The organism is Streptomyces bungoensis (assembly GCF_001514215.1).
GTDB lineage: Bacteria > Actinomycetota > Actinomycetes > Streptomycetales > Streptomycetaceae > Streptomyces > Streptomyces bungoensis.
This window is the reverse complement of the sequence record NZ_KQ948884.1, coordinates 1,608-14,559: the sequence shown is the minus strand read 5'-3', so window position 1 is coordinate 14,559 and position 12,952 is coordinate 1,608. Positions and strand designations below refer to the sequence as shown.

The following is a 12,952-nucleotide window of genomic DNA, read 5'->3' as shown; positions in this document are numbered from 1 at the left end:
GCGTTCGCGCCATGGCGTCGCAATCAGACACCGCTCGAGCAGCGTCTCACGGGCTGGACTTCGGGCTCAACGAATGGGTCGTGGACGAGCAACGGCGGCGTTACCTCCAGGATCCCGGCTCGGTCGACCAGACGTGGAGGGACTTCTTCGCCACTCTGGTGTCCCCGACCGCCGCGGCCTCCCTGACCGCCTCAGCCCAACACCACAAGGGCACCGACGAGGCGGCGCTCAAGGCGGTACGGGTCGCCGCGCTCATCCACGCCTATCGCGTGCGCGGGCACCTGATGGCAGGCACGGACCCGCTCATGGCGCGGCCCGGCTTCGCACATCCGGAACTCGACATCGCCGCGTTCGGACTCAACGACGCGGACCGGGCGGAGGACTTCGCCGTGGACGGGTTCGCCGGGCGCGCCACGATGACACTCGACGAAGTGCTGGGCGCATTGCGGGAGTTCTACTGCCGCACCGCCGGGTTCGAGTACATGCACATCCAGGACGCCCGGGAACGCCGCTGGATCCAGCAGCGCGTCGAGGGCCCGCAGCGCCGCCCGGACCGTGCCGGACAGCTGCGGATCCTCTACCGGTTGGGGGCCGCGGAGGCCTTCGAGACGTTCCTGCAGACCAAGTACGTGGGCCAGAAGCGGTACTCGCTCGAAGGCGGCGAGTCGGCCATCGTGCTGCTCGACGCCCTGTTGCTCCGCGCCATCGAAGACGGTGTCCAGGAAACCGTCATCGGGATGGCGCACCGCGGCCGGCTCAACGTCCTGGCCAACATCATCGGCAAGTCCTACGGCCAGATCTTCGACGAGTTCGAGGACGCGGTGGACATCCGGTCGGTCCAGGGCTCGGGGGACGTGAAGTACCACCTCGGCGCGGAGGGCACCTACCGTGCCCCGGACGGCGGCACCATCGCCGTCTCGGTCGTGGCGAACCCCTCGCACCTGGAGATCGTGGGGCCGGTGACCCAGGGCGTGGTGCGCGCCAAGCAGGACCTGGCCGGGGACCAGGGCGAGCCCTTCCCCGTACTGCCTGTCGTCCTCCACGGCGACGCGGCCTTCGCCGGCCAGGGCGTGGTCGCCGAGACCCTGAACATGTCGCAACTGCCGGGCTACCGCACGGGCGGGACGGTCCACGTGGTCGTCAACAACCAGGTCGGCTTCACCACCCTGCCCGCCAACGGCCGTTCGAGCACGTACGCCACCCATGTGGCACGGATGGTGGAGGCCCCGATCTTCCACGTCAACGGCGACGACCCCGAAGCCGTCGACCGCGTCGCACGGATGGCCTTCGACTACCGCCAGACGTTCCACAAGGACGTCGTGGTCGATCTGGTCTGCTACCGGCGCCACGGGCACAGCGAGGTCGACGACCCGTCCATCACGCAGCCGATGATGTACGAACGCATCGACGCCAAGGCTTCGGTGCGCACGCTGTACGCCGCGGCCCTCATACGCCGCGGGGACATCGGCGAGCGGCAGGCGGACAGTGCCCGCCGCAACTACCAGGATCACCTCGAAAGGGCCTTCGCCGAGACCCGGGCGCTGCCCGCTCCCGCACCGGCCGAAGACCTTCCTTGCGCCGACGCCGGACAGACGGCCACCCAGCGCACGGCGACCGCGATCGACGAGGCGAGGGCCCGTCAGGTCATCGCATCGCAGACCGACCTGCCGCAGGGCTTCACCGTGCACCCGCGTGTCCTGCCGCAGCTCCACCGGCGCACGGCGACGCTCGACACCGGCACCGTCGACTGGGCCACCGCGGAGACACTGGCGATCGGTTCGCTGCTGCTGGAGGGCGTCCCGGTGCGGCTGGCCGGACAGGACTCCCGGCGCGGCACCTTCGGCCAGCGCCACGCCGTACTGACCGACCGGCGCACCGGCGCGGAGCACACGCCGCTGAACTCCCTCAGCCCGCAGGCCGCGAGCTTCGCACCGTACGACTCGATGCTGTCGGAACTGGCGGCGCTGGCCTTCGAGTACGGCTATGCGCAGGCCCGTCCGGAGGCCCTGGTGCTGTGGGAGGCCCAGTTCGGTGACTTCGCCAACGGCGCGCAGACGGTCGTCGACGAGTACATCGCCTCGTCCGAGCAGAAGTGGGGCCAGCGCTCCGCGGTGACCATGCTGCTGCCCCACGGCCTGGAGGGCCAGGGTCCCGACCACTCCTCCGCCCGGATCGAACGCTTCCTGCAACTGTGCGCGCAGGACAACATGACCGTGGCCACGCCGTCCCTGCCGGGCAACTACTTCCATCTGCTCAGGCAGCAGGCGCTGGACGGCCGCAGGCCACTGGTGGTCTTCACCCCGAAGTCGATGCTGCGGTCGAAGGCGGCCGTCTCCTCCCTGGCCGAGTTCACCCAGGGCGGCTTCCGCCCGGTCCTGCCGGACGACACGACGGACCCGGCCCGGGTCTCGCGCGTGCTGCTGTGCTCGGGCAAGGTCTTCTACGACCTCGACGCCCACCGGCACGCCGCGGGCTCGACCGACACGGCGATCGTCCGCGTGGAGCGTCTCTACCCGTTCCCCGACGAGGAACTCGCGGCGGAACTCGCCCGCTTCCCCGCGGCCGCGGACGTGCGGTGGGTGCAGGAGGAGCCGGAGAACCAGGGTGCGTGGTCGTTCGTCGCGGCACGTCTGCACCGGCTGACCCGGCGCGCCGTGGAGTGCGTGAGCCGGCCCGAGGCACCCGCCCCCGCGGTCGGTTCGGCCCGTCGGCACGGCGTGGAGCAGAAGGCTCTCGTGACATCGGCCTTCCAGTGATCAGCGGCTCGCGCGATGCGCATGGGCTGCCCACAGCGCGTATCCGTCGACACCACGGCAGCCTCGAGGAGGAGCAGCGGCATGAGCCTGCTGACGCGCATCAACCAGCCCGCGGACTTGAGGGGTCTGAGCCATCCAGAGCTGGTCCGGCTGGCCGGGGAGATCCGCGACTTCCTGGTCCGCCACGTCGCGGCCACGGGAGGCCCTCTGGGGCTAAACCTCGGCGTCGTGGAACTGACCCTGGCGCTGCACCGGGTCTTCGACTCCCCGCGCGACCGGCTGCTGGGGCGGGCCGGTGAGTTCTCCGGCCTGCGGCAGCGTGGCGGGCTTTCCGGATACCCGAGCCGGGACGAGTCCACGCACGACCACATCGAGCACTCCCACGCATCGGTAGCCCTGTCGTACGCCGATGGCATGGCCAGGGCCGCACAGCTCGCAGGAGAGCCGGACCGGCACATCGTCGCCGTCGTCGGCGACGGAGCACTCACCGCAGGGCTGGCTTGGGAGGGCCTCAACAACATCGCGACGGCACCGGACCGGCCGGTGGTGATCGTCGTCAACGACAACGGACGCTCGTACGCACCGACCGTGGGCGGACTCGCCCGGCACGTGGCGGCCCTGCGCACCCATGCCGGCTACAAGCGTCTGGCCGGCTGGGGCAGACAGGCGCTCGACGGTGCCGGAGCGTGCCTTCGCGTTCCGCACCCTCGCGATCTCCTCGAACGTGCTGGCTGCTCGCTTTGTGCCGGCCGGACACACCGCGGTCGCCGGAGCGTTCCTGGCGTTCGGGACGCTGGGGTGGGTGGTGCTGGACTACGGCATCCCGCTCGCGCTCATCACCACGCTGACGCGGGGCCCCTCGCTAGACCAGGTGAACGGCACCTGGTTCCTGTGGTCGGTGGGATCGGAGTCGGTGGCGGTCGCGGGTCAAGCCGGCTGATTCCGCTCCTGCTGGCTCCGGGCTTTTGGCGGCACGCGCTGCGCCGTATCCCGCTGCGCTACGAGCTCGGCTAATGGAACCTCGTCTCCCGGTCGGCATATATGCGGTCACCACGCATGAGCTGGGACGCGCGACCGCAACCTCGTGGATGACGAGCGTGGGCCGCTGGGAGGTCTGGATCGCCGCGGTGTTCTGGGCTGTCGTGTTCGCCGCCATGGTGGCAGCCAGACTCCGGGCCCGCCCCACGACCGCGCGCGGATCCGCCGGTGCGGGGCAGACGGCCCGCCCGCAGAGCACGGCCTCGACGGCAACCGGGGCGCTGCCATAGGCACGTGTTGCGGTGCGGCGCGAACCCGGCTGCCCGTCGGCAGACAGCCGGGTTCGCGCGACACGTCCGTGTCATGCGGAGCGTCACACGGGCCCTGTCAGCGGCGGGCGCGCTCACGCTGCCGGACAGCATGGCGCAGGGAGTGCCAGGCGACCACCGTCCAGGCGGCGACGAGCAGGGCGTACAGGACGACGGCGATCCAGACGAACAGCTGCGAGCCAGTACGAGCAGCGAGCGCACTGGTGCCGGTGACGCACGCACCGAGGGGGAAGATGAAGGACCACCAGGTGGCTGCGAAGGGCAGCCCTCTGCGGATTTCCCGTACGGTCAGCGCCGTGGCCAGTACCAGCCACAGCAGGGCGAAGCCCCAGATCCCGAGCCCACCCAGGAGCGCTACCACCCCGCTCCCGCGCGCGTACGGGGCGGGCAGCGCGCTCGGCGACGCCGTGGCCAGCGTCCCCAGCGCCGTCACCGCCTGATCCAGCGCCCCCACGCCGATCCACATCGTGGGCACCACCGCACCGCCGGGCGCGTCATGGTGCACCAGGCGGCTGTACACCATGGCCAGCACCAGCAGGACCGCGACCAACCCGAGCCCGAGCATCGAATAGCAGCACAGCAACAGGGCCAGCCGCACCTGCCCGGCCGGCGCCCGCGGGATGAGCAGCGCGCCCGTCGCGGCGGAGACCAGCGGCGGCACCACCGGTAGCAGCCAGCCGCCGAACGCCGCGTCCGGCGTGAAACGGTGCCGCGTGACCATCAGATACGGCACCGTGCAGGCGGTGGCAAGACCCAGCACCGTACCGGCCGACCACAGCACCCAGTCCGCAGCCACCGCCGCACGCTCCCCGATAAGCCGCCGGCCGAGCAGCAGCGTCCCGGCCCCGACGGTGAGCAGAGCCATCGGCGGCGCCCCGAAGAACTGGACCAGTACCGGATCACCGGCATGCACCCGCAGCGCCCGCTGCCCGGTATAGCTGACGGCAAGCACGATCAGCAGCAGCGCGGTCCCCGCCCAGACCACCGTGGCGGCCTCGTCGAGTCCGGGGAAACCGCGCGGCAGGGTGGCGGCCGCGACGGTGACGATCCCGCTGCCCATGACGGCGGCGAACCAGCCGGGACCGAGCCGGCCACGCTCCTTGCCGTTCGCCTCGTCCGGCTGGTCACGTACAAGCACGGATGATCTCGGGGCCGAGCCGACCGCGGACGCTCTCGGGGCCGGGCCGACCTGGGACGGGATCGCTCGGCTGGTACTGGGGTGGGGTGTCACGGCGCGGGGTGCCTTCTCTTGGGGTGTCGGATTCGTCACCGTCCACGACCAGCCACGGTGACGGGCAGACCGACTGACCGGACCACACCCAGCAGCTCAGGGACGCGGCCGGGACCGTCGGCCCATCGGCGCCCTCGACGCTATGGCGAAGCACGGCTTCCGCCACAGAACAGCACGCGCCATGATGCCCTCACACCAGGACACGGAGCACCGTGCAGGCCCGTTGCCGGCCCGATGCCCCGATGTCCTTGTCCGAGCGTGTTGTGGCCACACCTGTGGTCATGACGAAGCGGTAAGCGATCGCTGAACACGGGCGAGGCGCCGAAGCCCGATGCCTCGTTGCACACCACGGAAGGCAGCAGCATGCCGCAGGGACGCGGACGACAATCGGCACGGGAGCGGCAGAGCATCGCCGGGCGGATGATGGTGTCCTCCGATGTGGGCCCCAGTCCGTCCGGGAGGCGCACGATGAAGGACAGGCCGTCCGGCAGGCAGCCGCTCCTGGTGACCGTGCTGGTCTTCCCCGGCGTACGGCTGCTCGACGTCACCGGACCGATCGAGGTGTTCACGACAGCCAACGAATTCGGCGGCCGCTACCGCGTACGCACGGTCTCCCCTGACGGCGCCGACGTGGTCACCGCAGCCGGCACCGGACTGCGCGTCGACCTCGCTGCCGCGCAGGTACAGGCGGCCAGCGATGTGGTCGTCATCCCCGGCGGCCCGGAGTGGCCCTGCCTCATCAAGGACGACGCGCTGCTGGACGCCATGCGAGGGCTCGACGCACGCGGCTGCCGCACGGCGTCCATCTGCACCGGCGCCTTCCTCCTCGCCGCGGCCGGACTGCTCGACGGACGCAAGGCGACAACGCACTGGCGCTTCGCCGACCAGCTCGCCCTGCGCTACCCGAAGGTGACCGTGGAAGCGGACGCCCTGTTCGTACGCGACGGCCACATCATGACCTCCGCAGGCGTCACCTCGGGCATCGATCTCTCGCTCGCCCTGGTCGAAGAGCACCTCGGCGCCGACGTCGCCCGCGCCGTGGCCAAGGACATGGTCGTGTTCATGCAGCGGCCGGGCGGCCAGTCCCAGTTCAGTGTCCGCACCCACACCCCGCGCGCGAGACAGGAGATGCTGCGCCGGGTCCTGGACGCGGTCGCCGAGGACCCGTCCGCCCCGCACACCCTTGCCGCCATGGCGCGCCGGGCCGGTGTGAGCACGCGCCACATGACACGCCTGTTCCACGACGAGATGCACACGACCCCGGCCCGCTACGTCGAGCAGGTCCGCATGGAGGCCGCCCAGGCGATGCTGGAAGACAGCGACGACCCCATGGCCACGGTGGCCCGGCGCACCGGCTTCGGGTCACCGGAGTCCCTGCGTCGGGCCTTCACGCGCAACCTCGGCATCACGCCGGGAGCCTACCGGGCACGCTTCCGCACCACGCACACCGGAGTCGACGGCAAGGGCGCCTGAGCCCTGGATGTATCCGGCGAGCACAGACAATCGCCGAAATCCGACAGGCCGGCCGGGCCGGACGAGAGCGGTCAGGCCTCCTCGACAGTCTGTCCCAAGCACCGGCTCGGCGAGCGCGGCCCGCCACGCGGGCGCGCCGAAAGGACCGGCGAAGTACTGCGTCTCGTGTACGACCTGCTGGTCGGCGAATTCCATGACGCTCGCCGAGTACGAAGGCGCGCCGTCGTGGATGGTGACGCATTCGCTCACCCATACATGCGCGTGGCCGGTGACGCGCAGGAGGGTGAAGCGCCGGTCGGCCGGATGCCCGCCGCGTTGTCTCGCGGCCCCGGACACGTTCGCCTGACTGCGGATAGTCCAGCATCGCGTCCGCAGCCTGGATCGCGTGCTCGGCCTCGATGTCACCTCGTCCGGAAGCGTGTTCCTTCCTCCAACGGCCTGGTTCGGCTCGAAGGTCCGTATCCGAGTGCCTCACGGCAGTTTCTCGGGCCATGGGGCGACGCAAGGAGAGCGCTGAGACGGTGGGGGCGTCGGATCCGGCGTCCCGGAATCTCGTCAGGAGGCAGCGGCTCGGCGGAGAACCGGACGGTCCCGGGCGTGGCCGGGACCGATCACGAGCAGTTGCGGGCGTTCGATGAGCCGGGGGCTGCGTCGACAGGGCGGTCCGCCTTGCGCGAGCACTTCTTCGACCGGCCCGCCCTCGAGGTGGCTCCCGAACTGCTGGGGGCTCTCGTGGTCTCGCGCTCGCAGCGCGGCGTGACGGCGGTGCGTATGACCGAGGTGGAGGCGTACGAGGGGCCCGATGCATGGCGCGGCCGACGCGGTAACGAGCCAGGTCCTTCTGGAACAGGCAACCGTGCGGGACCTCGTGGGCCTTGACCCGGTGGTGGCCCTCGGCGGTGCACGACACATCAGCCTCGTGCGCTCCGTCTGGCCGCACGTCCACACGCCGTTGGCCGGAGCACGCGGTATGGGTGAGCAAATGGCCCGGCTTGCAGCATTGCGCGAGGGACGGGGAATGCCTCTGCCATGACGCTTCGTGCGGCGAGGGTCTGTCCAGCCAATGGCCCTGTCTCACATTCGGTGGTGACGGAGAGTCGTGAGGGTCGTTGACCTTCGCGTGAAGGACGTCAACGAGCTTGTGAAGATGGCGTTTCGGACCGGTGATCCGACTGATCCGCGACCGCAATGGTGGCGGCTTGACGCCGGCCACCAGGTTATCGGTGAAGACACCGAGCCGATGTGCATCGAGAAGGATGGCGCGCAGTTTGTCGAAGGCGTTGGCCTGGGTGGCCAGAGCCGCACCGTTGCGTTCCATGAGGCGGATGAAGCCGTCAACCACCTTGTGGTCGAAGGAGTTCATCCGTCGGCTGGCGAGCGCCGGACAGAGATGGTGCTCCAGGAGGGAGTCGAGGTGTCGCACCGACGCGACAGCCAGGTGCCGTTGCCGGGCCTTCCACTCCTCGACGTACTCCTCGAACCTCATTGACCCGTACTTCTCGATGCGCTCCGCCTTCGACCGAGCCTGAGGTGCCGCCTTCTTCTCGTTGTAGATTTCTGTCAAACGCCCGATGGCCTTGTCGCGGTCCGCGAACCCCGACTCCTCCATCTGCTTGCCGGCTGCCGACCGGTATCGGATCTTGTAGGGGTGGGGGCACTTCGGCCACCGAGATCGCGGATGCTCGCACTCCTTGAAGAACGAGCCCATCCCACGGACCAACGTATCCCGCGTCACGGCCGACCGACTCCTCGCGACTGATGCTGACCTTTTGCTGACCAGGAGCAGTCGCGCAGGTTGTTGACCTGCGGAAACAGCGGCGTCGTGCGATATGTGGTGGAACTTCGTCGGGCGCACCCAGGAGGAGATCGAACAGGCCCGCCGGGAATGGATGACCGGGTCGAAATTCGGCGAGGTGAAGGGCTACGACGGGGATCCGTTGCCTGCGCCCGAGCTGCCTCCCGTGCCGCTGAAACCGCGGGGTCGGGCGCGCTGACCTGACACTTTCCGCCCCAAAGGCACGCACGGCCGGACAAGGATCCGTTGGCCTCGCCCGGGTTGTTCGATGCGCACGGGCAAGCGCCACTCGCAGCACCGTCCGTCCAGGACCCGAAGCGCAAGCTTCGCCATGCGCAAGCAACTCTGATCAGGCTGACACAATCCTGACGTGTTGCCCACTACTAATCTGGGACCTCGCAGTGAGTGAGGACCTTCGACGGCCCCCGGAACACTCGGCGACGCGTATGTGAACAGGCCTGTGCCCCGGCCGGGCTGCCCGACCGGGGCACAGAGTTGCTCAGATCGCTCACACGTAGGTGTAGTTCACCGAGTTGCTCGGACCGGAGGTGGTGTTGACGACGACGGGGACGACCCCGGCGACGTGGGGCGGAGCCACGACCGTGACGAAGGTCCCGAAGGACTGCGAGACGATGGTGGCTGGAGTCCCGCCGAAGGTGACTCCGGTGACGCCGTTGAGGTTGGTACCCACGAGCAGGACGTTGCCACCGCCGGCCGTGGAACCGGAACTCGGAATCGCGGAGACCAGGGTCGGCGGATTCGGGTTGGCCACCGTCTGGGTGACCACCGGTGAGGTGGATCCGTTGTAGTTGACGCTGCCGCCGTAGGTGGCGGTCAGGGTGTGGCTGCCGCCGCTCAGGCTGGAGGTGGTCAACGAGGCCACCCCTCCGGAGAGCGAGGCGGTACCGAGCAGGGTGGCGCCGTCGAAGAAGGAGACGGTGCCGGTCGGGGTGCCGGTTCCGGGCGCGACGCTGGCGACGGTGGCGGTCAGGACCACCGACTGCCCGAAGGTCGACGGGTTGGGTGCCGAGGTGAGGGCCGTGGTGGTGTTGGCCTTGTTCACCGTCTGCGGGTCCGCGGGTGATACGGACGAGTTGTGGTTGGGGCTTCCGCTGTAGGTGGCGGTCAACGAGTGGCTGCCGACGCCGAGCGTGGAGACGGACAGCGTGGCGACCCCGCCGGACAGCGAGGCGGTACCGAGCAGGGTGGCGCCGTCGAAGAAGGAGACGGTGCCGGTCGGGGTGCCGGCTCCGGGCGCGACGCTGGCGACGGTGGCGGTGAGGGTTTTGGCCTGGCCGAACACCGACGGGTCGGGCACCGAGGTGAGGGTCGTGGTGGTGTTGGCCTTGTTCACCGTTTGCGGGTCCACCGGTGAGGTCGAGCTGTTGTAGCTGGCGCTGCCGCTGTAGGTGGCGGTCAACGAGTGGCTGCCGACGCCGAGCGTGGAGACGGACAGCGTGGCGACCCCGCCGACGAGGGGCGCGGAGCCCAGAGGGGTGGCGCCGTCGAAGAAGGAGACGGTGCCGGTCGGGGTGCCGGCTCCGGGGGCGACGCTGGCGACGGTGGCGGTGAGGGTTTTGGCCTGGCCGAACACCGACGGGTCGGGCACCGAGGTGAGGGTCGTGGTGGTGTTGGCCTTGTTCACCGTTTGCGGGTCCACCGGTGAGGTCGAGCTGTTGTAGTCGCCGCTGCCGCTGTAGGTGGCGGTCAACGAGTGGCTGCCGACGCCGAGCGTGGAGACGGACAGCGTGGCGACCCCGCCGGACAGCGAGGCGGTACCGAGCAGGGTGGCGCCGTCGAAGAAGGAGACGGTGCCGGTCGGGGTGCCGGCTCCGGGGGCGACGCTGGCGACGGTGGCGGTCAGTACCTTGGCCTGGCCGAACACCGACGGGTCGGGCACCGAGGTGAGGGTCGTGGTGGTGTTGGCCTTGTTCACCGTTTGCGGGTCCACCGGTGAGGTCGAGCTGTTGTAGTCGCCGCTTCCGCTGTACGTGGCGGTGAGGGGGTGGCTGCCGACGGCGAGGCTGGAAGTGGTGAGGGTGGCGACCCCGCCGACGAGGGGCGCGGAGCCCAGAGGCGTGGCGCCGTCGAAGAAGGAGACGGTGCCGGTCGGGGTGCCGGACCCGGGGGCGACGCTGGCGACGGTGGCGGTCAGGACCTTGGCCTGGCCGAACACCGACGGGTCGGGGGCGGAGACCAGGGTGGTAGTGGTGTTCGCGGGGCTCACCGTCTGCGGGTCCACGGGTGACGTGGAGCCGTTGTAGTTGGTGCTTCCGCCGTAGGTGGCGGTGAGGGGGTGGCTGCCGACGCCGAGGTTGGAGACGGTGAGGGTGGCGACCCCGCCGACCAGCGGGGCGCTGCCGAGCAGGGTGGCGCCGTCGAAGAAGGACACCGTTGCGTTCGGCGTGCCGCCCCCTGGCGACACCACGCTCACGGTGGCGGTCAGGACCTTGGCCTGGCCGAACATGGTCGGGTCGGGGGCCGAGGTGAGGGTCGTGGTGGTGTTGGCCTTGTTCACCGTTTGCGGGTCCACCGGTGAGGTCGAGCCGTTGTAGCTGGGGTTGCCGTTGTACGTCGCCGTCAGGGAGTGGGTGCCGACGCCGAGCGATGAGGTGGAGAGGGTAGCGACCCCTCCGGACAGCGGTGCGGAGCCGATCAGAATGGCGCCGTCGAAGAAGGCGACGGTGCCGGTGGGGGTGCCGGTGCCGGGGGCCACGGCGGTGACGGTGGCGGTCAGGACTTTGGCCTGGCCGAACACCGACGGGTCGGGGACCGAGGTCAGTGTCGTGGTGGTGTTGGCCTTGTTCACCGTCTGGGTGTCCACCGGCGACGTGGAGCCGACGTAGTCGGTGCTGCCGCCGTAGGTGGCGGTGAGGGGGTGGCTGCCGACGGCGAGGCTGGAAATGGTGAGGGTGGCGACCCCGCCGACGAGGGGCGCGGAGCCCAGGGGGGTGGCGCCGTCGAAGAAGTCGACGGTGCCGGTCGGGATCCCGGACCCGGGGGCGACCGCGGTGACGGTGGCGGTCAGGACCTTCGGCTGGCCGAACACCGACGGGTCGGGGACCGAGTTGAGGGCCGTGGCGGTGTTGGCCTTGTTCACCGTCTGGGTGTCCACCGGCGACGTGGAGCCGACGTAGTCGGTGCTGCCTGCGTAGACCGCCGTCAGCGGATGGGCCCCGACGCTGAGGTTGGAGACGCTGAGGTTGGCGACCCCGCCGACGAGGGGCGCGGAGCCCAAGGGGGTGGCGCCGTCGAAGAAGGCGACGGTGCCGGTCGGGGTGCCGGACCCGGGGGCGACCGCGGTGACGGTGGCGGTCAGGACCTTGGCCTGGCCGAACACCGACGGGTCGGGGGCGGAGACCAGGGTGGTAGTGGTGTTCGCGGGGCTCACCGTCTGCGGGTCCACGGGTGACGTGGAGCCGTTGTAGTTGGTGCTTCCGCCGTAGGTGGCGGTGAGTGGGTGGCTGCCGACGCCGAGGTTGGAGACGGTGAGGGTGGCGATGCCCCCGGACAGGAGGGCGGAGCCGATGGGGGTGGCGCCGTCGAAGAAGGTGACGGTACCGGTGGGGGTGCCGCCTCCGGGGGCGACGGCGCTGACTGCAGCCGTCAGGACCTTCGGCTGGCCCAGCACCGACGGGTCGGGACTTGAGGTGAGGGCTGTGATGGTGTTGGCGGCGATCACGGTTTGCGGGTCGACGAGTGAGGTCGACCCGTTGTGGTCGGGCCCGCCGCCGTAGGTGGCGGTGAGGGGGTGGCTGCCGACGCCGAGGTTGGCGACGGTGAGCGTGGCGACCCCGCCGACGAGGGGCGCGGAGCCCAAGGGGGTGACGCCGTCGAAGAAGGCGACCGTGCCGGCGGGCGTGCCGCCTCCGGGCGCAACCACGGTGACCGCGGCCGTGAGCACCTTAGGTTCCCCGAACAGCGAGGGATCGGGGTTGGAGGCGAGGGCCGTGAGGGTGTTGGCCTTGCTCACCGTCTGGATGTCCACCGGTGATGTCGAACCGGCGTGGGTGGGAGTAGCGGCGTAGACGGCGGTGAGGTTGTGGCTGCCGACGGCGAGGCTGGAGGTGGTGAGGGTGGCGATCCCGCCGACGAGGGGCACGGAGCCGATGGGGGTGGCGCCGTCGAGGAAGGTGACGGTTCCGCTGGGGACTCCTGTGGAGGAGGTCACGGTGGCGACGAGGAGCTTCGGTTCGCCGAACACCGTGGGGTCGGGGGTCGAGGTGAGGGTTGTGGCGGTGGGGAAGGGGGCGACGTCGAGCACGCTCACGGTGTTGTCGCTGTTGTTGGTGACATACGCGTGCAGCCCGTTGGGTGTGAACGCGACACCGAAGGGGGAGATGCCGACGGGGATGGCGAAGGCGGTGGTGTTCGAGCTGGTGTCGAGCAC

General features: G+C 70.2%; 6 protein-coding genes and 2 pseudogenes. 6 read left to right on the top strand and 2 right to left on the bottom strand.

Features of this window, described 5'->3' with window-relative positions; genetic code table 11:
* Positions 1-11 precede the first annotated feature (11 nt).
* Positions 12-2,756 (top strand): multifunctional oxoglutarate decarboxylase/oxoglutarate dehydrogenase thiamine pyrophosphate-binding subunit/dihydrolipoyllysine-residue succinyltransferase subunit, encoded by a 2,745-nt coding sequence (locus tag AQJ66_RS35645; protein ID WP_079060615.1) that lies wholly within the window; start codon positions 12-14, stop codon positions 2,754-2,756.
* An 81-nt stretch (positions 2,757-2,837) separates the two neighbouring features.
* A pseudogene (locus AQJ66_RS38065) lies at positions 2,838-3,428 on the top strand (1-deoxy-D-xylulose-5-phosphate synthase N-terminal domain-containing protein); the annotation flags it as partial.
* A 693-nt stretch (positions 3,429-4,121) separates the two neighbouring features.
* Here AQJ66_RS38065 and AQJ66_RS35630 read toward each other — a convergent pair.
* Positions 4,122-5,201, bottom strand: a complete 1,080-nt coding sequence (locus AQJ66_RS35630) for a TDT family transporter (protein WP_061930786.1) — start codon at positions 5,199-5,201, stop codon at positions 4,122-4,124.
* A 561-nt stretch (positions 5,202-5,762) separates the two neighbouring features.
* Between AQJ66_RS35630 and AQJ66_RS35625 the strand changes: the two genes are divergently transcribed.
* The 4 genes and pseudogenes from AQJ66_RS35625 to AQJ66_RS38050 form a co-directional block, all read left to right on the top strand.
* Positions 5,763-6,767 (top strand): GlxA family transcriptional regulator, encoded by a 1,005-nt coding sequence (locus tag AQJ66_RS35625; protein WP_208611532.1) that lies wholly within the window; start codon positions 5,763-5,765, stop codon positions 6,765-6,767.
* A 255-nt stretch (positions 6,768-7,022) separates the two neighbouring features.
* Positions 7,023-7,646, top strand: coding sequence for a DNA-3-methyladenine glycosylase (locus AQJ66_RS41100; RefSeq protein WP_425264330.1), 624 nt, complete (start codon positions 7,023-7,025; stop codon positions 7,644-7,646).
* Positions 7,647-7,887: 241 nt separating this feature from the next.
* Positions 7,888-8,256, top strand: coding sequence for a hypothetical protein (locus AQJ66_RS39195; RefSeq protein ID WP_159052694.1), 369 nt, complete (start codon positions 7,888-7,890; stop codon positions 8,254-8,256).
* A gap of 340 nt (positions 8,257-8,596) precedes the next feature.
* Positions 8,597-8,761 (top strand): annotated as a pseudogene (locus AQJ66_RS38050) (pirin-like C-terminal cupin domain-containing protein); the annotation flags it as partial.
* 309 nt (positions 8,762-9,070) lie between these two features.
* Here the strand turns inward: AQJ66_RS38050 and AQJ66_RS35615 are convergent.
* The gene (locus tag AQJ66_RS35615; protein ID WP_208611531.1) at positions 9,071-12,952 is read right to left on the bottom strand and encodes a beta strand repeat-containing protein; all 3,882 of its coding nucleotides are present in this window, start codon (positions 12,950-12,952) and stop codon (positions 9,071-9,073) included.